This is a genomic window from Rhizobium sp. YAF28 (genome assembly GCF_052113285.1).
Classification (GTDB): domain Bacteria; phylum Pseudomonadota; class Alphaproteobacteria; order Rhizobiales; family Rhizobiaceae; genus Rhizobium.
The window spans coordinates 1-25,183 of record NZ_JBFRCX010000022.1 but is presented as its reverse complement, the minus strand read 5'-3'; the positions used below and the strand labels follow the sequence as shown (position 1 = coordinate 25,183).

The following is a 25,183-nucleotide window of genomic DNA, read 5'->3' as shown; positions in this document are numbered from 1 at the left end:
TGATGCAGAAGAACGCGCCGGACTTCAGCCTTGCGGGCAAGGTGACTTTGGTGACGGGAGCGAGCCGTGGCATCGGTCGGGCTTGCGCACTTGCCTGTGCCGCAGCAGGCTCCGATATTGTTTTGGGTGTCCGTGATGTCGCAGCCTCGGCGGGCCTGGTTGCGGAACTTAAGGGCACGGGACGAAAAGTTCTCGCAGTTGAACTGGACATTCCCAATAAGGCCCATATCGCACAAGCCGTCGACGCGACGCTGGCTACGTTCGGTCGGATCGACATCCTCGTCAACAACGTCGGCGTGGCTCCGGGTAATCTCGCGGAACTCGTTGAGGAGAAGGACCTTGACGAGATACTCGATGTCAACATCAAGGGCACCTTTCTGATGACGCAGGCAGTGGGCCGTCACATGATCAAGCGCAATGGGGGCCGGATCATCAACATCAGCTCACAGGCCGGTACCGTGGCACTGCGTGGCGAGGCAATCTATTGCATGAGCAAGGCGGCAATCAATCACCTCACGCGCTGCCTTGCAGCCGAATGGGCACGCTACGATGTCACCGTAAATACCGTATCGCCGACGTTCATTCACACCGACGGTACAGCACCTTTTCTATCCGATGCCGACAATCGCAAAGCGACGCTCGGTCACATTCCACTCGGTCGAATCGGTGAAACCGATGATGTGGTGGGTGCCGTAGTCTTCCTTGCATCACCGGCTGCGAGCCTGATCACCGGCGCGAACCTGCTGGTGGACGGTGGATGGTCCGTCGCCTGAGGCCGAGGCGGCTCCTGCAGCAAAAGTCTTATGCAAACGAGAGCAACTACTCGTGCTGCCTCCCCTCCTGGGTTTGGCGGCCTATCGCTGCAGTTTTGGGCGCACGGTGATTTCCACGCCGGCCGCATTCGTCACGCTCGCTTGCGCGGTCACCCGATCGAGAAAGTCCTGGCGGAAAGGCGGGGGATCGCCTGGATTGACGAACAGCTTGCCGAAATTGACTGCGATGTGCTTTCGGTCGATTTCCCCCACGATCCGCTTGCATTGCTTGATATCAGCCTCATAGGCGGCATCCATGACCAGCTCGACCGCCATGACGCTGAGGTCGTCGGTCTGGTCGTAGCCGCGGCGAGCCCAGTCCTCCTCAGTCGGCGAAGCGCCGGGCGGCGTCAGCGGCGGATCGCCCACGAAGGCGAAGACGGCGCGCACCTTGCCGAAGTAAACCCCGTTGCCGTCCTCGTTCCACACCTCCAGGACAGAGCCGGCAGTACGGTACTTCAGCGTTCCATTGCCGCCGGTATAGAAGCTCGAAAGCTGGTCCTGCGGCGGACCGACATAGGCATCCACCGCCTCGAACATGACAGTGACGCTGCCGTCGCCGTCCTTGAGCAATTGGCCGTCGATGAACCAGCGCACCTCCGAGATCGGTCCGCCCTTCAGCAGGTGAAGGTCGTAACGTGTCGTCGTCTTCAGTCGGTAGGCCAGCGCGCTATACTGTTTCTCGGGGAACCAGCAGACCCGCATCTTGACCTGAACTTGGCGATCGAGCCGCCGCTCGACAGAAGTCACTGCCGAATCCAGCCTTGCCAGATTGACGGGCGTCGCGGACGCGTGGCCCTTTGCGAGATAGTCGGCTTCGTCGTCGGTAAACTTCATCTCGAAGTCACGCGCCGCCGCGCTCAATTCGTTTCCTAGGAAGACCACCGCATCGATGCCGAGCAGGTCGTCAGGATCGATAATCTCGTCCAGCCCGGCGGCATCGGATAGCGCATCGCGCAGTGGGCCGGAAATTGCGTCCTTCACCGCCCCGGTGATCGCCTTGACCGCGTTCTTGCGTGCGGCAGCGTCTCCCAGCCGGTCGAGCCGCGTCTGGATCCCGTCTATCGGGGCCACCACCATGCCGTTCGCGTCGCGCGACAATTCGCTGTCGTACCCGCCGGCGATCAGCTTCGTCAGCTCGGCTGACAGCGCAGGTCCGAACACCTTGTTGAATTTCTTGTGCCCCGCCTCCGATGTGCTGGGCGAGAATGCGTCCTGATCCCAGAGCAAGGCGACCATTCCTGCCAGACCTGGAAACCAGCCGCCTATCGGCAGCAAGGCTGGCCGAAGACGGAATGACCGCGTCCCCAACGCCGCCGGTATCGGCAGCGTCGCCGGCGCGTTCACATCACCGGTGCCAAGCAGCCACGGGCTCGCCGGAGCGCCCTCGAATGTCTTTACCCCGACCGAAGGCAATATGCTGCCGGGCGGCGGCGCACCGATCGTATCCGCATCGGCCTTGAAACCCAGTATCCACATGTAAGGCTCGTCACCCCCGGAGTCCTCGGTGGTGCGTACCTGCAGCTGAAAAAGCGCGAAGGTGACATCGATTTCCGTCGGTCGCATAGCAAAGACCTTTCCCAGACATGCTCTGCAGCTTGGGTTGAATCATCGGATGCTTTGAAATGGACGAATGCAAATAAATGCTGAACGCACAAATAGCATGGACCGCCGATCAATTCTAGAAAAAGGTGCAGACGGCTCTGGCAACGACCACGGCTGCCCGGGTATCGGGCTTTCCCTGAAAACATCCAGATTGTATGGCCCCTGGCAGCACTTTCCTCCGCAACTTGACGCAGCTGCCACCATTCACGACCTAGCTTGCATCCCCGATATCAAAGCGAACGATCCTGTCGCCCTCCATACGGAAGATGTGCGTCACAGTCTTGTCCTTCAGGCCATGACTTTGCCCCTCCAGCGGCCGGCCATTCAGATCGAATATCTTCTGGATCACCTCGACTGACTGCCGCTACCGGATCAGCTTGCGCTGGGGGGATCGACCATTGCCGATAAGGCGGGCGGCGACCTATGGCATGCATCTCCTCTGCCAGCGCCTTTGAAGGATGCGGAAAAGGCCGGCATCGGCCAGCCTCTTCCTGCCACTGTCAGCGCCCTCAGGTGTTCAAGCCGCCATCCACATTGAGGACAGCGCCCGTGATGTTCCTTGCGGCAGGACTTGCCAGGAAGGCCACCGCAGCGGCTACATCCTGCGGCTCGCCATAGCGACCGAGCGGTATCAGCGCGCGCTGGAAGTCGGCAAATTCCCCGTCGGCCGGGTTCATGTCCGTATTGGTTGATCCCGGCTGGATCAGGTTGACCGTAACATCCCGAGGTCCGAGTTCGCGGGCGAGACCGCGCGTGAAGGACTGCAGCGCGGATTTCGTCATGTAATACACCGTGCCGGTGTCGCCAACGATGCGTTCCGCGCCGGCCGAGCCGATATTGATGACGCGGCCTCCGGCTTGCAGATGGGGAATGGCGGCCTGCGCGGCGAGCACCGGCGAGCGCACATTGACATCAAGCAGCGCATCGATCTGCGCGACGCTGAAGCCGGCAATCGTATCGTAAAGCGCGATGGCGGCATTGTTGACGAGAATGTCGAGACCGCCAAGCGCGCGAGCCGCCTCCTCCACCGAGCGCTTCACGGCCGCCGGATCGGCGCTGTCGGCCTGGATTGCAAATCCCCGCCTGCCCTTGCCCTCGATAGCGCGAACGACCTCGGCGGCGCGCTCGGCCGAGCGTTCATAGGTAATGGCAACGTCGGCGCCCTTTTCGGCGAGCGCCACCGCAATGGCGGCACCGATCCCACGCGATGCGCCCGTCACGAGAGCACGTTTTCCAGCGAGTTCAGTCATCAATCGTCCCTTTCTGTATTGATCGACACAGAATTAGCTAGGGACGCTGAACACACCCGTCAAGAGTATTGTATCGATCGACACAAAATATCTCGAACCGTTGTCGAGGCGCGCCGGCGGGTTTATATAGTGACCGATGCAGAAATCCGACCAGACGCCGCAACCCCAGGATACGACAGCTAACGAGACGACAGCCCCCCGCACCCGCGGGCGACCGCGCGCCTTCGATCGGGAAGCTGCGCTCGCCAAAGCGACCCGCCTGTTCTGGGAAAAGGGTTTCGAGGCGACGTCGATCAGCGACCTTACCGAGGCGATGGGCATCGGATCGCCAAGCCTCTACGCGGCCTTCGGCTCGAAGGAGGCGCTTTATGCCGAGGCATTGGACTACTACCACGAGACCAACGAGGCGCTTATCTGGGCAGGCTTTCGCGCCGCCCGCACAGCGCGCGAAGCCGTCAAGGCGCTTCTCATGGACTCGGCGGCGGTCCTGACCGGCTCCGTCGTCGATATTCCCCTCGGCTGCATGGTGTCCCTCTCCTCGGTCGGCAGCGAAGGCCATGCCGAACTCGGCGAACTGGTGCGAACCGCCCGCGCCGTCACGCTCGACCTTCTGAAACGGCGCCTGAGCCAGGCGGTATCGGCAGGTGAAATTCCAGCCTCGACCGACATCCACGGCCTCGCCCGTTTCGTGCAGACCGTCCAGAACGGCATGTCGATCCTCGCCCGCGATGGAGCAAGCCGCAGCGAACTGGAATCCGTGGCCGAGGTCTCGATGCTCGGATGGGACGCCCGCACGGGAGGACGATCATAGCGCGACGACCGGCATGAGCCGGAAGTGATCATGAGGCGGCAGACATGGCGTAAGCCGACGCGAGATGACCGCCCTTCTCAGCTTAATCCGCCTCGCCGATGTCGAAGCGGATAATCCTGTCGCCCTCCATGCGGAAGATGTGCGTCACAGTCTTGTCCTTCAGGCCATGACTTTGCCCCTCCAGCGGCTTGCCATCGAGATCGAATACCGTCTGGATCACCTCGACCTCTATGGCACCATCGTCCGCCTGCCGAAATGCGACCGGCTCGACATGCGGGCTGACGATCGCCCATTGGCGTGTCCAGTAATCCCGAACGGCCTCGCGCCCATGAACATGGCCGCCCTCCATGCCGTTCGCCCAGGCGACATCATGTGCCAACGCCGCAAGCACTCCGTCGATATCCCGCACATTGAAGCGCTCATAGATGTGCTTGATCAGCTGCGTCTGTTTTTCCGACATGCTGTTTCCTCTCCACAACCTAGCGGGGTTCGACCGACATTGACCAACACGGCCAGCGCAGTTACATATGTGCATATGTAGTTTATAGTCAACGGCAGGCAAGGAGCAAATGGAATGAGTGAAGACGTGCTTTTCACGCCGGGGCATCTCATCAGCCTCGCGGCGCGAGGCTTCGCCCGCCTCAGCGAGTCACGTCTGAAACCGCTCGGCTTCGGCATCGGGCAATTGCCGGTTCTGGTGGCGCTGAAAACCGGCAAGGCAAGCACGCAGCGCGACCTCGCCCGTTTCGCCAAAGTGGAACAGCCGCCTATGGCGCAAATGCTCGCCCGCATGGAGCGGGATGGCTTGATCGAGCGGACACCCGACCCGGCTGACGGCCGAAGCAGCCGCATCACGTTGACGGAGGCCGCGCAAAAAAGCATGCCCGAGGCAATCGCGACCTTGTTTCAGGGGAATCGTGAGGCGCTCGACGGCTTCACACACGCGGAAACGGAACAACTCGTCGCCTTGCTGACGCGATTGATCGCGAATCTGGATAAAATTGCGACCGCTGATTTGCCGTGACACGGCCCGCGGTTTTTCAACCCATCACCCCGCCGTCGCAGCCACTTTCTTCGCAAAAGGCACCCACAGCAGCGCGCAAGCCGTCAGCACTGCAACCACCATCCAAGCTTCGTTAATCGCCTGAACACTCGCCGCTGTCTGCACCAGCGGATCGAGCATGGATGTCGTATCCGCATCGAACTCTCCCTTATGCCCGGCAATCGCCTGCAGCGGCGCACCCACGAATGCTGCTGCATTCACATCCCCCGCCTTCAGCCGCTCCCAGAGGCCGTCGCCGAGCGGTCCCGAGCGCGTATAGACGATCGTGTCGATCAGCGCGATGCCGATCGCGCCGCCGAGATTGCGCATCAGGTTGAACAAGCCGCTGGCATCGGGAATGCGCTCCGGCGGCAGGGTGCCGAGCGCCAGTCGGGTCGGCGGCAGCAGGCAGAACATGATGGCGATGCCGCGGATGATCTGCGGCCAGAACATCGCGTCATAATCGGTCTGTGGGTCCTGAAAGGCGCTCATGCCGATGCCGATGGCAAAGAGCGTAAATCCCGCCGCAGACAGCAACCGGGCATCCATTCGCTTTTCCAGGGCCACCGCGATCGGCGCGGTGACGAGCTGGGCAATGCCTGTCACCAGCATCGTCATGCCGATTTCGAGAGCATTGTGGCCGCGCACGAAGGCGAGAAAGACGGGCATGAGATAGACCGAGCCGAAGAGGCCGATGCCGAGAATGAAGCTCATTGCCGAGCCGGCCAGAAAGTTCCTGTCGCGGAAATTCCGGAGCTCGACCAGGGGTATGCGTCGGCGCAGCGAGCGCCATGCGAACACGAATCCCGAGACCGCCGACAGGCCGATAAGGCCAGCGACATAAAGCGAGGTCCAGCCGCTCGTCGGCGCCTCCTTGAGGCCGATCTCCAGTGCGGCAAGGCTTCCCGCCATCAGCAGCAGTGACAGAGCATCGAGATGCCACAGCTCGGAGAGGTTGACGCCCTCCCGCGGAAGCGAGCGCATGGCGACGAGTGCCGCCACAATGCCGGGAATGATATTGATCAGGAACAGCCAGTGCCACGAATAGGTCTCGGTCAACCAGCCGCCGACGATCGGCCCGACGGTCGGCGCCAGAACCGCAAGAACGCCGGCAATCGTCGTCGCAAGCGCCTGGCGCTCACCGGGAAACAGGATGAACACGGCCGAAAACACCGAGGGAATGAGCGTGCCGCCGGAAAAGCCCTGAATGACCCGCCAGGCGACGAGCCCGCCAAAACTGTCGCTCGCCGCACAGCCCGCCGAGGCGATCACGAACAGCGACAGCGACGTCACGAAGAGCCAGCGCATCGTCAGCAGGCGGGTGAGAAACCCCGTCAGCGGTATCGCCACCACTTCGGCGATGAGATAGGCGGTCTGCACCCAGCTCATCTGATCCGGATGGATATCGAGCGCGGACTGGATGGTCGGAAGCGATGTTGCGACGACCTGAACGTCGAGGATCGCCATGAACATGCCGAGGCACATCGCCAGAAAGCCGATCCATCTGAGGTGAGATGGAGCTGCCGATAAAACGAGTTCAGACCGGTCGGGCATGGAATGGTCCTAGAGCGGTTCCAGCAAAAGTGCGCAGCGGTTTTGCGTCCGGAATTGCGTGAAAAACAAAGATATGGAGCATCGTTCTCAGCCCTGATCTACATGTCAGGATCAACGCATCGACGACGGACAATAGCAGGGCATGGAGTGGCATGCCAAAGCATAATGGGAGGATTGCGACTGCCGTGATCACAAAGAGGTGGTGTTCGGCAGATACCGCTACCGCGCTGCTGCGATGAGAAGAAAGGCAACAATGGAGAGCCCTCCGAGGGCAGCAGTGATGCCGAGCGATGGCGCAATGCCAATATTTGCCATGCCGAAGGCCAGGACGAAGGGAGCAAGCGCCGAAAGGATCAGCCGCGCCGCCATCATCTTGCCCTGCAGCTTGCCATAGCCCTCGCTGCCGAAGAGCTGCAGCGGCAGCGTGCCGGTGACGATGCTGAGCAGGCCGTTGCCCATGCCGAAGATGACGGCAAAGAGCATTGCCCCCGCCACTGAAGGTGCCGTCAGCAGAAGCACCAGCACGCTGCCGGGGATCAGCACTGCCGAAATCAGCGCCAGCGAGAGCGCCGGAAGCCCCTTGCCGAAGATCATGTTGATCAGCCGGCTGCCGACCTGCGAGGGGCCGAACAAGGTGCCCACCAGCGCCGCGATGCCACCGAGCCCGAGCCCTGACAAGAGCGGCACCATATGCACCAGCATCGCCGAACCGACGAGCGACATCAGCGAAAAGCCCGTGACCATCAGGCCGAATCCAAGGCGGCGGCGCGCCGGCGGCAGAATGCCTTCCACGTGCGGCGCAGCTGTTGATGCCGTTGCCAGCCGCTCGGCCGCACCGCGCGAAAGCCACGCATGAAGGGGTACGCAGACGGCCATGTTGAGGGCGGCAAAGACCAGATATACGTTCTGCCATGAAAGGGCGGCATGCAGCGCCGTGGTGATCGGCCAGAAGATCGTCGAGGCGAAACCGGCAATCAGCGTCAGATAAGTGATGCTGCGCGAGGCGACCCGCGGCCGCAGTTGTACGAGCAGCGCGAAGGCAGCCCCATATTGCACGAAATTGGCGGCAACCTCGATGGCGATAAGGGCCGCGACATAGGATGCCTTGCCGGGCGCATAGGCGCAGGCAACGAGCGCGAGCGCAGCAACCGCCGAGCCCGATGTCATCACCCGCCCTGCCCCGATCCTGTCGATGAGCACGCCGAGCCACGGCGCCGTCAGGCCGCCGGTCAAAAGTGCCACCGAAAGCGCCCCGAAAATCCATTCGTTCGACCAGCCGAAGGTAGCGGCCATATCGGAAGCAAGAATGCTGAAACTGTAATAGAGGGTACCGTAGCCGATGATCTGGGTAATGCCGAGTGCGATAATGGCAGAGACCGGCACGCGTTCAGACAAGGCGCTTACCATCAGCATCGAGAACCTGCTCGCCGTCTTCCTTCGTGAACGGGCCTTTATGTGTGTCCGGCAGAATGTTCAGCACGACTTCCGAAGGCCGCGCGAGGCGCGTGCCGAGGGGCGTGACGACAAAGGGGCGATTGATCAGGATCGGGTCTTTGAGCATCGCATCGAGCAGTTGCTCGTCCGTCAGATCGGGATTGTCGAGGCCAAGCTCGGCATAGGGCGTGCCCTTTTCGCGGATCGCACCGCGGACGCTCAAACCGGCATCCGCAATCATCTTCACCAGTTCGTCGCGCGACGGCGGGTTTTGCAGATATTCGATGACTGATGGTTCGATGCCGGCATTGCGGATCATCGCCAGCGTGTTGCGCGAGGTGCCGCATTCCGGGTTGTGATAGATCGTAACATCAATAGTCATGAGGCGGATTCCGTCTTGGTGAGGGTCTCAGGATTGCGGGCGTCCATCAGCAGCCATCCCGCGAGCATCAGCGCCAGCAATGCGCCGAGGACTTCGGCGATGATGAAGCCCGGCAGATCGATCGGGCGGATGCCGGAAAACGTGTGCGTCAACGATCGGGCAATCGCGACTGCCGGATTGGCAAACGACGTGGACGCCGTGAACCAGTAGGCAGCGGTGATATAGAGGCCGACCAGCCATGCCACGGCATCGGCGCGAAAGCGAATGCCCGCGAGGATGACGAAGACCAGGCCGAAGGTTGCCGTCGCTTCGGAGAGCCATTGCGCCCCGCCTGATCGTACGGTTTCCGACGCCTGCAGCAAGGGCAGTGCGAACATGCCATGCGCAAGCATCGTGCCGGCAATGCCGCCGGCGATCTGGGCGATGATATAGGCCGGAAGCGACGAGGCTGGCAGTTCACGCCGGAGCGCGAAGACCATCGAAACAACAGGGTTGAAATGCGCGCCGGAGATCGGGCCGAGAATGGTGATCAGCACGACGAGCATGGCCCCCGTTGCCAGCGTATTGCCGAGCAGCGCAAGCGCCGTATCGTCCGTCAGGCTATCGGCCATGATCCCCGAACCGACAACGGTTGCCACCAGCAGCATGGTGCCGAGCGCTTCGGCGACCAACCGCCGCGACAGAGGAAATACCGCACTCATGCCGGCAGGCTCCGGACCATCAGGGCGGCGGATGCCGGGCACAGGTTTGCGGCCTGGCGCGTCATCAGGATGGTGGCTGGCGCTTCAGCGCGGGCGATCGGACGAAAGCCGAGCGATTGAAAGAAAGCGGCGGCCGATTCCGTCAGCAGATAGGCAGCATCAGCACCTTTCCTGTGAGCCTCATCGAGCAGGCCGAGCGTGATTGCATGGCCGAAACCAAAACCCCGCCGATCCGGCAGCACGACGATGGATCGCAGAAGTGCCGCCTTGCCATAGAGTTCCAGCCCGCCGAAGCCGATCGTCTCGCCATCACGCGAAAACCGGTAGAAGCTGCGGCCGGCATCTGTGAGATCATCGACCGGAAGCCCGGTGCCGGAAAGTGCGGCGCGCAGGCTTTCGTCATGGCCTTCCAAGGGCTGCTGATTGAGATCGAAACCCATCAGCTCGCCTTTGGCTGCTTGATGCTGGCGCCTTCCATCGAACCGATCTGGCGCAGGTGCGATTCCAGCGCGAGCTTATCGATCGAGGTGAGCGGCAGGCTGATGAAGGACATGATGCGGTTCTTGAGGAAACGGGCTGCCTGGGCGAAGGCGCGGCCTATTTCCACTTCGCTGCCTTCGACGGCGGCCGGATCTTCGACGCCCCAATGGGCGGTCATCGGATGGCCGATCCACACCGGGCAAGCCTCGCCGGCGGCGCTGTCGCAGACCGTGAAAATGAAATCCATTTCCGGCGCACCCGCTTCAGCAAACTCATCCCAGCTTTTCGAGCGAAAGCCCGTTGCCGGATAACCCAGCGCTTCAAGCTCCTTCAGCGCATGCGGATTGACCTCTCCCTTTGGCTGACTGCCAGCCGAATAAGCCCTAAAGCGACCTTTGCCTTCCATATTCAGGATGGATTCCGCCAGGATCGATCGGGCCGAATTGCCCGTGCAGAGAAAGAGCACATTGTAGACGCGGTCTGTGGTCATTGCAGTTTCTCCTCCATTTTAGGGATACAGCAGGCTGCAACCTCAGCGGCCGGGGCGCAGATTTCCGGATGACCGGAGCAGCAATCTTCCATCAGGAAGCGGATAAGGCCACCGAGCGCATCGTAATTCGCCGTGTAGATGATCGAACGGGATTCGCGCTGCTGCGCGATCAGGCCGGAGCGTTCCAGTTCCTTCAGATGGAAGGACACATTCGACGGCGACACCTCGAGCTTCTCCGCAATTGCGCCGGCCGCCATGCCGTCAGGGCCGGCGACGACAAGCATGCGGATGATGTGCAGTCGCGTCTCCTGCGACAATGCGCCGAATGCGATCAGGGCTTGACGTTGATCCATATTTCAACAATCCTTGAATGATTGAAACGAGGAATAACGCAGATGAACGCGATCGACAACAGCAAAATGCAGAAGGACGATATCGCCCTCGGCGAACTCATGAGCATCCTCTCCGGCGCCAAGGTATCACCGCTGGTTTTTTACTATGACGGCCGCCCGGTGAAGCCCGGCTATCATGTCACCGAAGTCAAGGCCGGGCAGTTCCAGGCGCTGGACTGCGGAGCCAATCCGGAAGCCTGGAGCGAGATCTTCATTCAGCTTTGGGATATCGAAGAGGACGATCGCACCCATATGCCATCAGGCAAATTCCATGCGATCATTCGCAAGGTCACCGAGCATGTGAAGCTTGATGATTCGGCCAAGCTGACATTCGAAGTCAGCGATGGCGTTCAGCCGATGCAGCTCTATTGCGCGGCAATGCCGACGCTTCGCGCCGGCGCCGTCCATGTCGAGCTTGCACCACGCCCGGCGAGCTGCAAGCCGCGCGATCGGTGGCTCGCCGAACAAAGCCAATCGACCTCCTGCTGCGCTCCGACCAGCGCCGCCAAGTGCTGCGGCTGAACGACCACCGTGTGAACGATCCGCCGATTTCCCCGGCCGCTCGCTCAGCGCCAGAGCCGCGGCACTCGCTGGCCGCCAGCTGATTGTTGCAGCGATACACGCAGGAAATATCGGAGATTCCAGCTTTCGCCCCTTGCAATCCGCCCCGCCGCATATCATATCCCGGCTTCACCTGAAAACGGACTTGCGCTTGGTATCGACGTTGGTCGAGCCGCGTTCGAGTTCACAGGACAAGGGCGCTCCCCGCAAGGGTCGAGCGCCCTTTTGATTCCGGCCGATGGGCGGGAGAGCCGCACCATCAGGCCACGCCTGTCACGGCGCTTGCACGATGCGGCCGCTGCCTCTTATCTCCGAACGTCGAATGGTTGGGTTACCGGACAGCTCGACATTGCCACTTCCGAATATCGAGATATCCGCATCCGCCTTTGCGGTCATTTGCGCGTCGCCACTGCCGCGGATCAGGATCTGCGCGGACTTGGCGGTCAGATCCTTCAGCCGCGCCGCTCCCGAACCGGAAATGTCCACGCCGACCGTATCGGCAGTTCCAGTCGCGGCAACGCTGCCGCTTCCGCGGATGCTCAGCCGCAGTTGAGGCTGATTGATCTGCGATAAGGTCAGGTCGCCACTGCCGAGCAATTTCCAGTCAGTGATCGCCGGTCCCGACACGCTGACATCGAGCCCGGACGCAAACCAGCCTGGGTCACAATCCAGGCTCAGCCTGCCGCCTTCCAGCCGCACATGGTCGAGAAGCGTTGGATCGCCGCTCACGACGGCTTCCGCCGTATCTCCGGGCTGATAGCGCACCGAAGCCGGCAAATCGATCGTCAAGCCGTCGCCTGCGGTCAGCGGCAACGCAATCTTCTGCCTGATAGAGGCGGTCGATCCGCAGGTGGACTGCGTCGCATTCCACAATTGCCTTGCATCGGTCCAATCCCGGCCGGAAAGCCCGATACCCAGCGCCAAAAAGACGGCTGCACCAATCGTTCCCGCCGTGGCGACGAATGCCAATTTTCCGATCATTGTCCAGTTCCCTCACACACTGTGATGAATGTTCAAACGCGGCCCTGATCCACCTGAGCCAGGCGGAAGTGTAGCCGGGCATAGTGGCCAAGCACGCGTATGCCCGCGCCCAGTCCCATCAGCAGCAACGCACCGCCACCCAGCAGGCAGCTCAAAAGCCCGGCGCCGATAAACAGGCGCGCTACGACTGCCGTCACTGGTTCACCGAACTGGAACAGCAACGTGGTGAAGATGATCTTCACACCGACTGCGCCGATGACTGCCAGCCCGATTGCAAGGCCGGTCGCAACCGCAATGGTGACGATCAGCAACGGCAGCAGGAAAAGAATGTCGACGATCGCAAGGCCGGCAAGCGCCATCGCGGCCGCCGCAAGGTTCGACAGGCTCCACTGCGCTTCGAAACGGCGCAGTCCGGCGTCGGCGCGCAATTCCCTGGCAGTTCTGGCCGGATCGCCCAACGCAGCCGCGACCTCCTCGTCGCTGCGGCCAGAGGCATTGGATTCGGCAAAATGAGCGGCGTAGTCGCCGACGATCTCTTCGATCTCCTGAGGCGGCAGACCGGCAAGTCCCAGTCTCAGCGTGCGTAAGAAGGCATCCCTCGTCATGGCAAATCCTCGAGAAGTTTATCGACTGCGTCAGCGAAGGAGCGCCAGTCACGGCGATGAGCTTCGAATATCGTCTGGCCGAGTGGCGTCAGCCGGTAATATTTGCGCGGCGGCCCGCTGCTCGACTCGACGATACGGGTGGCCACCAGGCCGTCATTCTGCATCCGGCGCATCAGCGGATAGATCGTGCCTTCCCCCATGCCGACGGCATCGACCAGTGTGCTGGCGATTTCGTAGCCATAGCTCTCGCCGCGTGAAAGCACGGCCAGTACGCATAGGTCGAGGGCGCCTTTCCGCAATTGAACTTGGATCGAGTCGGTCATGGATACCTCTGCTTTAAAGATTAGATATAACAAGCTATCTGTTTATACAAGATAGTGTCGAAAATTTCTGACGCGACCGGTCAAGACCTTGATGCGGCGGCTTCACCTGAAAACAGACTTGCGCTTGGTATCGACGTCGGTTGAGCCGAGCTCACAGGACAAGGACGCTCCCCCGCAGACGTGGAGCACCCATTTTTATTCCAGCAGAATCAGGCGTAAGCCGTGCCCGCCATGGCCGCCTTCACACCTGCACTCCCCTGATCGACGAGCGCGAGAAAGACAGCCTTCGCCTTCACCGTATCCCGCCCCTGCCGAAAAGTCCGGTGCGCCTCGATGAAAGCGACGCTCCAACTCGCCAACAGCATGGCGGCCGCGAGCTTGGCGGTCGTATCAGCGGGGTCTTGGCCGACGGATTCGGCGAGCGCCACCGCCAATTCCCGAGCGATCTCGTCGCGGATCGCCCGCGCCCTCGCCTTCAGCGTTTCGCTGTTCTCCACTGTCTCGATAAAGCCCTGGCTCGCCGTGGAAAATAACAGATAAGGCGTCTGCTGCCTGACGAGTTGATGCGCGAGCAGGCGCAAGGTCTCGATGGGTGAAACACTGCCGTCGCGCTGCCGCAGCGCTTCGCGCAGGGTCTCGCGCGCCTCCTCGTCGCGATCGAAGAACATGTCCTCCTTGCGGGGGAAGTGGTTGAACACGGTCATCCGCCCGACATCGGCAGCGGCAGCGATCTCATCGACCGTCACATTCTCGAAACCGCGCTCGAAAAACAACCGGTCGGCGGCAAGCGAGATGGCGCGGCGCGTGGCGAGGCGCTTGCGGGATCGCCGGTCCAGCGGCCCCGAATCCGAGACTTCCACATCTGAAGGGGCTGAGGGTGTTTTATCTGACGGCTTCGGCATGGCGCTCTCAATAGCAGGATTTATGTACTGAGTACATAAATCTTGACAGCGAGTGTCCGAGATCCTATTACTGTACTCAGTACACATTTGGATGAAGTACAGCATAAATCCGTTAAACCTGTCCCCCTGGAAGCGCGCGGCCGTGCTCGTGACCGCGAACGGCATGGCTGTGCCCTGCATCCGCTGCCCCCGAAAGGACAAACACTTGAAAGCTATTCAATTCAGCCGCTATGGCGGCCCCGAAGTCCTCGAAATCGTCGAGATCGAGGCACCGCATCCCGGCCCCCGCGAAGTGCGGATCGCGGTGCGCGCCGCCGGCGTCAACCCGTCCGACTGGAAGCGCCGCGAAGGGCAATATCGTGCCTTCGAGGAGGTGCACTTTCCCGCAGGCCTCGGCGTTGAAGCCTCCGGCATCGTCGATAAGGTCGGCCCCGATGTTTCCAATACCTATGTCGGCGATGCCGTCTTCGGTTATGGCAACGGCACGATGGCCGAACATGCCGTCCTCACGCACTGGGTCCACAAGCCGGATGACCTGCCCTTCGAGATAGCCGGCGCCCTCCCCGTCATATCGGAGACGGCATGGCGCAGCCTCGACGAACTCTGCGTCAAAGCCGGAGAGACGTTGCTGGTCAGCGGTGCCGCAGGCGGCATCGGCTCCGCCATCCTCCAGCTCGCCCGCGTCAGGGGCATCACCGTCATCGGCACCGCCAGCCCGCAGAAACACGACTACCTCAGGGGACTCGGCGCCATCCCGACGACCTACGGGCCCGGCCTCGCTGACCGGGTGCAGCAGCTTGCGCCCGATGGCGTCGACGCGGCAATCGACGTCGCCGGCTCCGGTATCATCCCCGAACTGATCGCGATCACAGGCGATCCCGCCCGCGTCCTCTCCGTTGCCGATTTCTCGGCCGAGGAGTACGGCGCGAAATTCTCCCGTGGCCCGCCGAAGGAGCCGGAACGGGTGCTGGCCGATGTTGCCCGACTCTATTCCAGGGGCCTTTTCCGCCTGCGCATCGAGCAGGCCTTTCCACTGGAGAAGACGGCCGAAGCGCAGATCGTCAGCGCCACCGGCCGCGTCACCGGCAAACTCGTCATTTCCCCCTGAGCTCCCCAATGAACAGATTTGGCATGAACAAACCGCTCGTCGTCATCTTCACCGCCATCTGCCTCGACGCCGTTGGCATCGGGCTGATCTTCCCCATCCTGCCGCGCCTTCTTCAGGACGTGACGCAGACGCAGGACATCGCCTTCTATGTCGGCCTCATGACGGCGCTCTATGCCGCCATGCAGTTCGTCTTCGCCCCCGTGCTCGGCGCGCTCAGCGATACGATCGGCCGGCGCCCCGTGCTGCTGATCTCGCTTGCCGGTGCCGCGATCAATTACGCCATCATGGCCTTTGCACCATCCCTCACTTTGCTGCTGATCGGCCGCGCCATCGCCGGCCTCACCAGCGCCAATATGTCGGTCGCCTCGGCCTATATCACCGACATTTCGCCTGCGGATCAGCGCGCGCGCCGCTTCGGCCTGTTCAACGCCATGTTCGGCGCGGGCTTCATCATCGGCCCGGTCCTTGGCGGGTTGCTCGGCGATTACTGGCTGCGCCTGCCCTTCATCGCCGCCGCCGTACTCAACGCCTGCAATCTGCTGCTTGCCCTCTTCGTCCTGCCAGAATCCCGCACACTTGAATCCCGCACACCATCTCGCCAGAAGATCGATCTCACCACGCTGAACCCGCTGCGGCCGCTGAAATGGATCGTCTCGATGAAAGGGCTGCTGCCCATCGTGCTGGTCTATTTCGTCTTCAGCGCCGCCGGCGAATCCTACGGCACCTGCTGGGCGCTCTGGGGCTTCGATACTTTCGGCTGGAACGGCTTCTGGATCGGCCTGTCGCTCGGCGCCTTCGGCATCTGCCAGACACTCTGCCAAGCCTTCCTGCCGGGGCCGGCAACCCGCCTGCTCGGCGAGCGCTGGTCGGTCATGACAGGCATCGCCGCCGCCGCGATCGCCCTCCTCGTGATGGCACTGGCCAACCAGGGCTGGATGATCTTCGCCATCATGCCGGTCTTCACCCTCGTCGGCATCGGCAATCCCGCCTTCCAGGCACTCGCCACCCGCACGGTCGAGCCCGATCGCCAAGGTGAACTGCAGGGCGTGCTCGCCTCCACCGTCTCCCTCGCCTCCATCATCGCGCCGCTCGGCTTTTCATCGCTCTATTTCGTGACGCGACAGAACTGGCCGGGCGGCATCTGGCTCTCGGTGATCGCCCTCTACGCGATTGCGGTGCCGCTGGTGCTGATGAGCACGAGAACCCGTGGTGAATGTCTCGATCATCAACGGTGAAACTCGCTGAAGAAGTTCCACACCTCAACCGCTGTCTCGATATCGCCGCTGCATCCCCCGAAACGAGGTCCATCTACCGGATCATCATGACCGGAGCTGGTATCGGACTTGGCGAGACGGGGCCAGCAATGGCCGCCGTTTTCGACGCGATACAACTGAACTCCCGTATCGGCCTGGCATCCGGACCATTGGACCAGACTGGCGCGGGTCAGGTCATGCGGGTTGAGATGCGGCAGCGCCGTGGCATTTTCCCCGGTGCACCCATCGATCCGGCGCCAATATTCCGTTGTCTCCGGAACGGAAAGCAGCCTGCCGAATGAGCGGATATAACCATCGTAGCGCTGCACGTCATCATCAGTGCCGTTCACCATCATGACCGGCATGGTGTGGCCGGGCTTGCAGTCTTCGACCTGCGCTTCGTTTATCGCGCTGGCGACGGGAGCAATCGCTGATATCCTGTCGGGAAGCGCGCAGGCCAGCGTATAGGTCATCAGCGCGCCGAACGAGAAGCCCGTGGCATAGACCCTTGTGCCGTCGGCAATCTTGCGGCGCACCAGATCGTCTATCATGGTGCGGAAAAAGCCGATGTCATCGACCGGCTCGCCATTGATGACAGGCTTCCTGTTTTTGATATTCCAGGCACCGTCGATCGCTTCCGGATAAAGGGTGATGAAGTTCTCGCTGTCAGCGACAGCATCAAATCCGCTGTTTTTCTGGAAATTCACGGCCTTGTCGTCTGACCCGTACATCACGATGACAAGCGGTGCGGGGTGTCCTTCCGCTCCCTTGGGAATATGCAGGATTGCGGTGCGGTCCACGCCCTGCCACTTGTAAGTCAGGACTTCATCGGCATGAGCGGCCGCCCAGCCGAGAAGAAAAAGGAAGGCGGCAAATGGCAGGCGGAGCAATGCGCGGCACATGAAACATTCCCGCTTCCTGAAGAAAATACAGCGACGAACATAAGTCATTCCGTATCACTGGCAATGATCGAAAGAAGCGACGCCTAGGGACACGATGTCGCTTCTGGCGCGCCGCGGACGGCGTGCGAAGTCCGTTTCCGGCTCAACAGGCCCCCCACCCAAAACCACCCTCAGCGCTCAGGCAAGCCCGCCTGCCGCAGACCCTCGGCGGTCTGGGCCGCCCATTGCGGCACCCCCTGAAACACAGGCCTCGACAAATAGCGCTCGATCGTAAAATGCGGCTCGATCTCCATGAGCTTGCCCGCAGCCCACCGGGCCGTCTTTACGTCGCCGCTCATCGCCGCCCAGGCCGCCATCATCCGGTAGCACCAGGTCACGTCGGGATGTTTGTTGACGACCTCCCGGGCAATAGCGACGGCCTGCGAAAGGGAGCCTGCCATGGCGAGCGACAGGGCCATGCCCATGCGCATGTTGAAGGCAAGCGGATCCGCCGGGCTCAGCGTCAGCGCCCGTTCGAACCGCTCCGTGGCGCCAGTCTCGCCCATGTAGCTTGCAACCCAGCCATAGCGCGCCCATGCCCAGGCATTGTTCGGGTCGAGCGCCAGCGCCCGCTCAAGATAGGCCGCCGCCCGCTCCTGATCGCCGCAATGGCTGAGCGCCCCGCCGACGGCGGTCAGGGCGGTCGGATCATCATCGATGGAGCCCACTGCGGCTTCGACAGATTTTAAAGCCCGCTCCAGATCCCGCTCCGGTTCCTCGGTCCAGATGTAGCCAAGGTGCTGGGCGTAGCACCATGCCAGAAATGCATGGGCGCGGCCGTAAGCAGGGTCGATCGCGATGGCATCCAGAAGCAGCGGTATTGCCCGCTCGTTCGTCGCCTTGCTCTGGCCCCAGAGATGCGGATAGGCGCGCATGACGAGATCATAGGCGCGCAGGCTGCTGGGCGGCTTGCGCTTCGACAGCTCGGTTTCGGCACTCTGGATGGCCGGATGGATGGCGCCGGTCACCTGAGCCGCGATCCTGTCCTGAAGCTCGAATATGTCCTCGGCCGCGCCCTCATAACGCTCTGACCAGAACTGCATGCGCGTCTCGGTATCGACCAGCTGCACGGATATCCGCAGCCGCTCTCCTCCGCGCCGAACCGTACCCTGGACCACGTAGTTGACGCCGAGTTCCCGTCCGAGGTCACGCACGTCGACGAAGCGTCCCTTGTAGGTGAAGGCGGACTGGCGCGCGATGACGAAGAATTCCCGAACGCGCGAGAGCGCCGCGGTGATTTCCTCCACGACCCCATCCACGAAATACTCATCGCCCTGACCGCTGAGATTGTCGAAGGGCATGACGACGATCGACGGCTGGTCTCTGCCGAAGCGCGGCGCAGGTGATGGTGATTTTGTTGACCCTGGCTCTTGCCCGGCCTCCCCGCTTTCAGGCGCCTCCTGCAGCCAGTCGACTCGAAAGACGGAAATCGGCCTCGGGATATTCTTCATAGAGCGTTCGCCGAGGCTCGTCAGCGTAAACGGCACCTTCCCATAGAGATGCTCGCGTACCGACCCGGAAATGCATATGCCTGACGGCGGCGCCATCTCCTGCAGGCGCGCGGCGATATTGACGCCGTCGCCCAGCAGATCGTCACCCGACACAATGACGTCACCCAGATTGACGCCGATGCGGAACTCCAGGCGGCGATCCCCGGGGATGTCTTTTGGATTGCTCGAGAGGCGTCGCTGGATTTCAACCGAGCACCGGATAGCCTGAACAGCGCTTGCGAACTCGGCGACAAACCCGTCACCCGCAGTGCCGAAGATGCGGCCATCATGCTCGCCCACTATTTCGGCGATCTGGCTTAGGCACGCGTTGAGAGCACGAACCGTGCCCTCCTCGTCCAGCGCCGTAAGGCGGCTGAAACCGGCAACATCGGCGGAAAGGATGGCTGCGAGCTTTCGATCCACAGCAGTGATTGCTCCGGCGGCGTATCATACCGTTGGATGAATATGCGCGGATTTTGCCAAATTCATAGAGTTTTGTCGCAAAGGGGACCGATGAACAACCACCTTTGGCATGGCGTATCGCGACGCTCCAACACCTGTGGGCCCGAAGCAGACTGAGCTTTGAGGCGCACTGCCAAACCTGCCGAGCACAGGAAGCGCCCGGGCTGTGCAAACGCAAGGGCATAGGGCTTGGCCAGAGGCATTTATACCGCCAGAAGTTATACGTATTTTTCGATATTCAATTTTACCGATAGTTTTTGGCGCCTGTTAATAGCCGGCTGCTAATCAATCGTCATCGCAAATGCCTGTGGCCAAAATCCCTGTGATCGAAATCATTATGAAGTCGGAATTTTGAAATGAGACTTTTGAAAAAGCTTGTTGTCGTCACCGCCTTGCCGATGCTGCTTTGCGGCTGCGGCGCAGCCAAAACTCTTCAGGCTGGAGCCGCCAAGCTCTCGGATGACCTCGGGACCGCCCTGACCGCCCCCTATACCAAGATCGACAGCCAGTGGCGCGGCAAACCGATCGCGAAATTCGAAGACAAGTTCGGGGCGCCGACGGACCGCAGCGTTGCAGGCGGAGCGCCCGTGCTGACCTGGCAGCGATCGCGCATGGTGCGGATACCCGCAAGAACCTATGACCAGACGGAATACATCGGCAACATGGTCCTCACCAAGCGGATCTTCTCACCGGAACATGATCAGGAAGTGTCCTGCACCGTCGCCGTCACCGCAAAATCCGGAATGATCACGCGGGTGAAGCCGCTGAGCGACAGGGTCGTTCCGGTTGGCGAAGACGGGTTCTTTCCGTCGAACACCTCGACCTGCCAGATCATTTTCGGGCTGTGAGGGAATAGCGCGAGCGCAATGGACGCGGATCACGCCTTCTGCGCAGAAATCTTCGGCACGGTCGGCGGACTGGCAACCCATGGCCCATTGAACACGTGCGCCGATCATCGCGGCGTTCTTGCGTCACATATCCTTCACCGTTCCCGATTAGGCAGACCGAAATCCGGAGACTGCCCATGGACTCGACCACCCAGCCGAACCGCCCCAAGATCGCCGAGACTGTCATCCACCCGACCGCTACCCTCAGGGATTCCAGCATCGGCAAATGCTGCGAGATCCTGGAGAATACTTCCCTGCACACGGTCGAACTCGGGGATTATTCCTATCTCGGCCAGCGCTGCATCGTCGGTGATGCCAGGATCGGGAAATTCTGCGCCGTCGCCGCGGAAGTCCGGATCGGCGCGCCCAATCACCCGATGGACCGCCCGTCGATGCATCGCTTCACCTACTGCCCGGAATATTACTCCGCAGACGCCGCGCGCGATCACTCCTTCTTCGCCGAACGAAAGGCGGACCGCGCCATCATCGGCAATGACGTCTGGATCGGCCATGGCGTCATCGTGCTTCCGGGTGTGACGGTTGGAGACGGCGCCGTGCTCGCGGCAGGCGCGGTGGTGACCAAGGACGTTGCGCCCTATACGATCGTCGGCGGCGTTCCCGCCAGGTTCCTGCGCGAGCGCTTCTCGCGAAACGTTGCGGAAAAACTTGCCGCGATCGCCTGGTGGGACTGGCCATTCGAGACCATCATGGAACGGCTCGCCGATTTTCAGTCCAGCGATATCGAAGCCTTCTGCGAGCGCTGGGCCTAGTTTGAGATTTCATTGAGAGAGACAGGCGGATTATGAGCGACGAGAGACATGAGCATAATGCGGCCTGCCACTGCGGCCGCGTCAAATTCCGGCTCCGGTTGGCGGACGAATTCAATACGATCCGCCGCTGCACCTGCTCCTACTGCCGCATGCGCGGCGCAATCGCCGTCTCGGCTGAGCTTGCGGATATCGAGTTCGTAGAGGGCGAAGACAATCTGACGCTCTATCAATTCAATACCCGCACGGCGAAGCATTATTTCTGCAAGACCTGCGGCATCTATACCCATCACCAGCGCCGCTCGAATCCGAACCAGTTCGGCATCAATGTCGCCTGCATCGAGGGTATCAGCCCCTTCGACTTTCCGGAGGTGCAGGTCATGGACGGCGTCTCCCACCCCTCCGATTCCGGCACCAAGGCAAGGGTCGCCGGCATACTTCGCTTCGAGCCGGCAAAGTGAGATCTTGCCAGGCGAGCGCTCCTGCCCCGGAAGCGGCTCCAGCGGCATACGGCCGCCAAAATGAAACGAGGCCCAGGCATTCGCCGGGCCTCGCTGATTGAGACGGATATGAGCCACGCTCAGCCTGGTGCGGCGTGACACAACCCCGTCAATAATCCCAGAAGATCGGCACCCAGCGAAAGGCTTCGCCGTCGACCGCCACATGGCCGATGGAGGGGAACGGCAGATGCGTGGCCACCAACAGTTCGCCGGTCGCCGCGAGCTCACGCAGAAGCCGGATACGAACGCGCACCGCCTCTTCGGGGTCGTGTTCGAAACCGTTGAACCAGTCGGGATGTTCGAACCCGACCGCAAACACGGCGTCGCCGGCAAACATCAGCTTGTCGCCGCCGGAGGCCACGCGGACCACGCTATGCCCGGGAGTGTGGCCACCGGTGCGAGAGACGACGACACCAGGCGCCACCTCGTATTCCTCATCGAACAGCCGCAGCTGGTTTTGGTACTCCTTGGCGAACCGCTTGGCGGCTGCCCGAAGCGCGTCCGGAAAGCCCGGCGGCATGGAGACGTGGGAGAAATCGGGCGCCTCCCAGAATTTGACCTCGGCGGCGGCCACATGGATGCGCAGGTCCGGACGCAGCCGTTCCTTCACCCCTTCCACGAGCAGCCCGCCAACATGGTCCATGTGCATGTGGGTCAGCACAACGTCGGTCACGGAACCAAGATCGATGCCCGCGGCCTCCAGTCGCTTGATCAACTGCCCGGCCCGCGGCAGGTTCAGGTCCGGGTCGATCCCGAGCCCCGCATCGACGAGGATGGTCTGTGCGCCGCTACGCACCACGACCACGTTCAGCGACCAGTCGAAAGCGTCCGGCGGCAGGAACATGTCGCCCAGCCAGGCGGCACGGACGGCCGGTTCGGCATTGTGTCCCAGCATCGCGGTTGGCAGCGGCAGAACCCCATCGCTGACTACCATCACCTCGATGTCGCCGATATCAAGCGCATAGCGCGACGGAACCAGTTCGCCGGGCTTTGCTCCACCGGGAGCCGAACTGTTCTGCGAGGACATATTTGTCTGTTGCGGACCCGTGCTACGGGCTTTTGTTTCTAACTGCGACATGACGCGCTCCTGTGTTGCGTGGACACCAGCCTGTCACTGTCCATTCGGTAATACGCGGATGTCGCATACCAGCATGGATCCGGCGCTCGAACCTCACGTTTCCAGACGTTTCCGTTTTCGAGCGCTCTTTGGTGGCGGCCCCTAACAACTACAGCCGCCCTCACGCGCCCGTAATCCAAACTTACGTTTAAGACGGGGCGGCTGACCGTATGTCGCCTCTCGATCATGTTAAAAAAAGAGCCGGAACGCCGTTCAAACAACAAATGAAATCAGGCTCTTACCATTGGAGCCACGCTCGCACGTCTGCTTTCAGGATGAGCCACGCAGCAGGGATGGCGACCGGATTCAGGACCTAAGCTGCCATTCGCTTAGTGGGAGCTCTTTGTCAAAACCGGCTCCAGGGCATCGAGCAGAGCGCTCGGTGAGACTGGCGGGCCGCCAGCTTCCCACGAGTTCTGGAACTCGGCAATTTCTATCCCGACGAAGTCATGTTCTGCGATAACCTTGCAGCAGGCTCGCACATCATCCAGCGACAAGCCGCCTTCGCATTCGTAATCTGTCGGCACGATGCCGGGCTCCAAAACATCGCAGTCGAAATGCACATAGACTGGGCGGCCGGCGATCGCTCTCCCAAGGTCGGTCGCGAGATCGGCTCCTGGTTCGATATGCGGGATGTCGTGTTTCGCGATCAGATCCAGTTCGTACGGATCGAGGTCACGTTGACCGACGAGAACGACCTGATCAAAGCTTAAACCCGCACCGAGACCGGAATCCCAAAGGCCAAGTGGCCCCGCAAGCGCCAGCCCGCCGAGATATCCGGTAGGGCTGGCCTCCGGTGGATTGAGATCGCCATGTGCATCGAACCACACGATGCAGGCCGCGGGATGGTGCTTCGCAACGGCTGGAAGGGTTGCCAGCGAAACCGCGCAACGGCTGGTGGCAGCGATCGACGCCGCGCCTGCGGCCAACACCTCGTCAAATCGGGACTGCAACTCTCTGAGCGACGGCAGGGCCGCATCGAGCTCTTCGCGCCAACCGCCATTCACGGCGGGCTCCGGGGTGCCGATCACTGCAGGAGAAATGCCGGTTCGGCGTTCCAATTCCTCGCCGATCGCCTTCGCACCCGGCATCGCCAGGTCGTTGTGATCTCCCGCGCGTCCCTGGAACACGGTATATTCTACTTTTCCAGCCATCGCTTACAACCTCGCAACGTGTTGTTCCCACCCGTTTAACTGGTTTCCGTGTGGAAAGCGAGAAGGTCAGCAAGCGCCGCGTTGCACCCATGTCGTCTGGGGTTTCAGCAATGTGCCCTACCCCGGAAACGGCTTCAGCGTCCCGAACCAGGCAACGAGCGCGACAACACAGGCCGCGATCACGAGTTCCCCCACGAACGGCATCTTTCGGGTGCTGTGGTCCAGTGCGCCATGGCGCGATCTGCCGGAGCGCTACGGCCGCGCACGACGACCGGCCCAACCGGACGTCGGAGGCCCCGATCAATCGGAGCCCCCCTTGCCTTGTGTCAGCCAACGTCTTGTGTCAGCGAACGCGCTTCTGGAACGACTTCTTCACATCATGCCGCCCATGTCAGGCATGCCGCCTGCTGCGGAATCTTTCTTGGGTATATCGGCGATCATGGCTTCCGTGGTCACGAGAAGCCCGGCAACCGAAGCCGCATTCTGCAGCGCCGTACGAACGACCTTGACCGGGTCGACGATGCCCATGGCGATCATGTCGCCATATTCGGACGTCTGGGCGTTGTAGCCGTAGTTGTCTGTATTGCTCTTGAGAATGTTGCCGACGACGATCGAGCCTTCATCACCAGCATTTTCGGCGATCTGGCGAACCAGCGACTGGAGCGCCTTGCGGATGATGTTGACGCCGGCATTCTGGTCGTCATTCTCGCCCTTGACGTCAAGAACGATAGAGCAGCGCAGCAGGGCCGTGCCGCCGCCCGGAACGATACCCTCTTCGACAGCAGCGCGCGTCGCGTTGAGAGCGTCGTCGATGCGGTCCTTCTTTTCCTTCACTTCGATTTCCGTCGAGCCGCCGACGCGGATAACGGCAACGCCGCCAGCGAGCTTGGCAAGACGTTCCTGCAGCTTTTCGCGGTCGTAGTCAGAGGTGGTTTCTTCGATCTGGGCCTTGATCTGGGCAACACGGCCTTCGATGTCGGACTTGGCGCCAGCGCCGTCGACGATCGTGGTGTTTTCCTTGGAGATCGAGACCTTCTTGGTGCGGCCGAGCATGTCGAGGGTGACGGACTCGAGCTTGATGCCGAGGTCTTCGGAGATGACAGTGCCGCCCGTGAGGATAGCGATGTCTTCCAGCATGGCCTTGCGGCGATCGCCGAAGCCCGGAGCCTTGACAGCGGC

28 protein-coding genes and 1 pseudogene are annotated in these 25,183 nt (G+C 61.5%); 9 read left to right on the top strand and 20 right to left on the bottom strand.

Annotated features, from left to right (window positions below; translation table 11 throughout):
* Window positions 1–2: 2 nt before the first annotated feature.
* On the top strand, window positions 3–773 hold the full coding sequence (locus AB4Z13_RS31795) for an SDR family NAD(P)-dependent oxidoreductase (RefSeq protein ID WP_442207732.1): 771 nt from the start codon (window positions 3–5) through the stop codon (window positions 771–773).
* 81 nt (window positions 774–854) lie between these two features.
* Here the strand turns inward: AB4Z13_RS31795 and AB4Z13_RS31790 are convergent, their stop codons facing one another.
* The 3 genes and pseudogenes from AB4Z13_RS31790 to AB4Z13_RS31780 all read right to left on the bottom strand — a co-directional run bounded on the left by AB4Z13_RS31790 (window position 855) and on the right by AB4Z13_RS31780 (window position 3,667).
* Complete coding sequence (locus tag AB4Z13_RS31790) at window positions 855–2,378, bottom strand: hypothetical protein (protein ID WP_439015674.1); 1,524 nt, start codon at window positions 2,376–2,378, stop codon at window positions 855–857.
* A gap of 250 nt (window positions 2,379–2,628) precedes the next feature.
* Window positions 2,629–2,779, bottom strand: a pseudogene (locus AB4Z13_RS31785) (nuclear transport factor 2 family protein); the annotation flags it as partial.
* A gap of 147 nt (window positions 2,780–2,926) precedes the next feature.
* Complete coding sequence (locus AB4Z13_RS31780) at window positions 2,927–3,667, bottom strand: SDR family NAD(P)-dependent oxidoreductase (RefSeq protein ID WP_442207703.1); 741 nt, start codon at window positions 3,665–3,667, stop codon at window positions 2,927–2,929.
* Window positions 3,668–3,803: 136 nt separating this feature from the next.
* Between AB4Z13_RS31780 and AB4Z13_RS31775 the strand changes: the two genes are divergently transcribed.
* Window positions 3,804–4,478: a TetR/AcrR family transcriptional regulator gene (locus tag AB4Z13_RS31775; RefSeq protein ID WP_442207702.1), complete on the top strand. Its 675-nt coding sequence runs from the start codon at window positions 3,804–3,806 to the stop codon at window positions 4,476–4,478.
* Between the two features lie 82 nt (window positions 4,479–4,560).
* Here AB4Z13_RS31775 and AB4Z13_RS31770 read toward each other — a convergent pair whose 3' ends face one another.
* A complete protein-coding gene (locus tag AB4Z13_RS31770) occupies window positions 4,561–4,938 on the bottom strand; it encodes a nuclear transport factor 2 family protein (protein ID WP_113323960.1) in 378 nt (125 codons plus the stop codon).
* Between the two features lie 114 nt (window positions 4,939–5,052).
* On the opposite strand from AB4Z13_RS31770, the gene AB4Z13_RS31765 reads away from it, so the two are divergent.
* Window positions 5,053–5,502, top strand: a complete 450-nt coding sequence (locus AB4Z13_RS31765) for a MarR family winged helix-turn-helix transcriptional regulator (RefSeq protein ID WP_442207701.1) — start codon at window positions 5,053–5,055, stop codon at window positions 5,500–5,502.
* Window positions 5,503–5,526: 24 nt separating this feature from the next.
* Here AB4Z13_RS31765 and AB4Z13_RS31760 read toward each other — a convergent pair whose 3' ends face one another.
* From AB4Z13_RS31760 to AB4Z13_RS31730, 7 genes are all read right to left on the bottom strand, one after another.
* Complete coding sequence (locus AB4Z13_RS31760; protein WP_442207700.1) at window positions 5,527–7,074, bottom strand: DHA2 family efflux MFS transporter permease subunit; 1,548 nt, start codon at window positions 7,072–7,074, stop codon at window positions 5,527–5,529.
* Between the two features lie 219 nt (window positions 7,075–7,293).
* Window positions 7,294–8,487 (bottom strand): arsenite efflux MFS transporter ArsK, encoded by a 1,194-nt coding sequence (arsK, locus tag AB4Z13_RS31755; protein WP_442207699.1) that lies wholly within the window; start codon window positions 8,485–8,487, stop codon window positions 7,294–7,296.
* Window positions 8,462–8,890 (bottom strand): arsenate reductase (glutaredoxin), encoded by a 429-nt coding sequence (arsC, locus tag AB4Z13_RS31750; RefSeq protein ID WP_442207698.1) that lies wholly within the window; start codon window positions 8,888–8,890, stop codon window positions 8,462–8,464. The genes arsK and arsC overlap by 26 nt, the downstream gene beginning before the upstream one ends.
* Window positions 8,887–9,591, bottom strand: coding sequence for an aquaporin (locus AB4Z13_RS31745; protein WP_442207697.1), 705 nt, complete (start codon window positions 9,589–9,591; stop codon window positions 8,887–8,889). The genes arsC and AB4Z13_RS31745 overlap by 4 nt, the downstream gene beginning before the upstream one ends.
* Window positions 9,588–10,031 carry an arsenic resistance N-acetyltransferase ArsN2 gene (gene arsN2, locus AB4Z13_RS31740; RefSeq protein ID WP_442207696.1) on the bottom strand — a complete coding sequence of 148 codons (444 nt, stop codon included), beginning with the start codon at window positions 10,029–10,031 and terminating at the stop codon, window positions 9,588–9,590. Before arsN2 ends, AB4Z13_RS31745 begins: the two co-directional genes overlap by 4 nt.
* Window positions 10,031–10,561, bottom strand: a complete 531-nt coding sequence (locus AB4Z13_RS31735) for an arsenate reductase ArsC (RefSeq protein WP_442207695.1) — start codon at window positions 10,559–10,561, stop codon at window positions 10,031–10,033. Before AB4Z13_RS31735 ends, arsN2 begins: the two co-directional genes overlap by 1 nt.
* Window positions 10,558–10,914, bottom strand: coding sequence for an ArsR/SmtB family transcription factor (locus AB4Z13_RS31730; RefSeq protein WP_442207694.1), 357 nt, complete (start codon window positions 10,912–10,914; stop codon window positions 10,558–10,560). The genes AB4Z13_RS31735 and AB4Z13_RS31730 overlap by 4 nt, the downstream gene beginning before the upstream one ends.
* Window positions 10,915–10,956: 42 nt before the next feature.
* Here AB4Z13_RS31730 and AB4Z13_RS31725 point away from each other — a divergent pair, with 42 nt between their 5' ends.
* Window positions 10,957–11,475 (top strand): DUF6428 family protein, encoded by a 519-nt coding sequence (locus AB4Z13_RS31725; protein WP_442207693.1) that lies wholly within the window; start codon window positions 10,957–10,959, stop codon window positions 11,473–11,475.
* Between the two features lie 312 nt (window positions 11,476–11,787).
* On the opposite strand, the gene AB4Z13_RS31720 is transcribed toward AB4Z13_RS31725, so the two are convergent.
* The 4 genes from AB4Z13_RS31720 to AB4Z13_RS31705 all read right to left on the bottom strand — a co-directional run bounded on the left by AB4Z13_RS31720 (window position 11,788) and on the right by AB4Z13_RS31705 (window position 14,325).
* Complete coding sequence (locus AB4Z13_RS31720) at window positions 11,788–12,495, bottom strand: GIN domain-containing protein (RefSeq protein WP_113323946.1); 708 nt, start codon at window positions 12,493–12,495, stop codon at window positions 11,788–11,790.
* A 32-nt stretch (window positions 12,496–12,527) separates the two neighbouring features.
* On the bottom strand, window positions 12,528–13,100 hold the full coding sequence (locus AB4Z13_RS31715; RefSeq protein ID WP_113323947.1) for a DUF1700 domain-containing protein: 573 nt from the start codon (window positions 13,098–13,100) through the stop codon (window positions 12,528–12,530).
* Entirely contained in the window at window positions 13,097–13,423 is a 327-nt protein-coding gene (locus tag AB4Z13_RS31710) for a PadR family transcriptional regulator (protein WP_113323948.1), read from the bottom strand. Before AB4Z13_RS31710 ends, AB4Z13_RS31715 begins: the two co-directional genes overlap by 4 nt.
* 209 nt (window positions 13,424–13,632) lie before the next feature.
* The gene (locus AB4Z13_RS31705; protein ID WP_439015689.1) at window positions 13,633–14,325 is read right to left on the bottom strand and encodes a TetR/AcrR family transcriptional regulator; all 693 of its coding nucleotides are present in this window, start codon (window positions 14,323–14,325) and stop codon (window positions 13,633–13,635) included.
* A gap of 205 nt (window positions 14,326–14,530) precedes the next feature.
* On the opposite strand from AB4Z13_RS31705, the gene AB4Z13_RS31700 reads away from it, so the two are divergent.
* Together AB4Z13_RS31700 and AB4Z13_RS31695 are read left to right on the top strand one after the other, a co-directional pair.
* The gene (locus tag AB4Z13_RS31700) at window positions 14,531–15,433 is read left to right on the top strand and encodes an NADP-dependent oxidoreductase (RefSeq protein WP_442207692.1); all 903 of its coding nucleotides are present in this window, start codon (window positions 14,531–14,533) and stop codon (window positions 15,431–15,433) included.
* A gap of 23 nt (window positions 15,434–15,456) precedes the next feature.
* The gene (locus AB4Z13_RS31695) at window positions 15,457–16,668 is read left to right on the top strand and encodes a TCR/Tet family MFS transporter (RefSeq protein WP_442207691.1); all 1,212 of its coding nucleotides are present in this window, start codon (window positions 15,457–15,459) and stop codon (window positions 16,666–16,668) included.
* On the opposite strand, the gene AB4Z13_RS31690 is transcribed toward AB4Z13_RS31695, so the two are convergent.
* Both AB4Z13_RS31690 and AB4Z13_RS31685 read right to left on the bottom strand, forming a co-directional pair.
* Window positions 16,659–17,588, bottom strand: a complete 930-nt coding sequence (locus tag AB4Z13_RS31690) for an alpha/beta hydrolase family esterase (RefSeq protein ID WP_442207690.1) — start codon at window positions 17,586–17,588, stop codon at window positions 16,659–16,661. The two genes, AB4Z13_RS31695 and AB4Z13_RS31690, sit on opposite strands and share 10 nt — an antisense overlap.
* A gap of 170 nt (window positions 17,589–17,758) precedes the next feature.
* The gene (locus tag AB4Z13_RS31685) at window positions 17,759–19,540 is read right to left on the bottom strand and encodes an adenylate/guanylate cyclase domain-containing protein (RefSeq protein ID WP_442207689.1); all 1,782 of its coding nucleotides are present in this window, start codon (window positions 19,538–19,540) and stop codon (window positions 17,759–17,761) included.
* A 395-nt stretch (window positions 19,541–19,935) separates the two neighbouring features.
* Between AB4Z13_RS31685 and AB4Z13_RS31680 the strand changes: the two genes are divergently transcribed.
* The 3 genes from AB4Z13_RS31680 (at window position 19,936) to AB4Z13_RS31670 (ending at window position 21,694) form a co-directional block, all read left to right on the top strand.
* Window positions 19,936–20,427 carry a hypothetical protein gene (locus AB4Z13_RS31680; RefSeq protein WP_113323953.1) on the top strand — a complete coding sequence of 164 codons (492 nt, stop codon included), beginning with the start codon at window positions 19,936–19,938 and terminating at the stop codon, window positions 20,425–20,427.
* Between the two features lie 176 nt (window positions 20,428–20,603).
* On the top strand, window positions 20,604–21,236 hold the full coding sequence (locus tag AB4Z13_RS31675) for a DapH/DapD/GlmU-related protein (RefSeq protein WP_442207688.1): 633 nt from the start codon (window positions 20,604–20,606) through the stop codon (window positions 21,234–21,236).
* Window positions 21,237–21,268: 32 nt separating this feature from the next.
* Window positions 21,269–21,694: a GFA family protein gene (locus tag AB4Z13_RS31670; RefSeq protein WP_113323955.1), complete on the top strand. Its 426-nt coding sequence runs from the start codon at window positions 21,269–21,271 to the stop codon at window positions 21,692–21,694.
* Window positions 21,695–21,842: 148 nt separating this feature from the next.
* Here AB4Z13_RS31670 and AB4Z13_RS31665 read toward each other — a convergent pair whose 3' ends face one another.
* The 3 genes from AB4Z13_RS31665 to groEL form a co-directional block, all read right to left on the bottom strand.
* Window positions 21,843–22,760 carry an MBL fold metallo-hydrolase gene (locus AB4Z13_RS31665; RefSeq protein WP_442207731.1) on the bottom strand — a complete coding sequence of 306 codons (918 nt, stop codon included), beginning with the start codon at window positions 22,758–22,760 and terminating at the stop codon, window positions 21,843–21,845.
* A 419-nt stretch (window positions 22,761–23,179) separates the two neighbouring features.
* Entirely contained in the window at window positions 23,180–24,004 is an 825-nt protein-coding gene (locus AB4Z13_RS31660) for an arginase family protein (protein WP_442207687.1), read from the bottom strand.
* A 372-nt stretch (window positions 24,005–24,376) separates the two neighbouring features.
* The coding region (gene groEL, locus AB4Z13_RS31655; RefSeq protein WP_442207686.1) for a chaperonin GroEL at window positions 24,377–25,183 on the bottom strand (807 nt) is incomplete at its 5' end.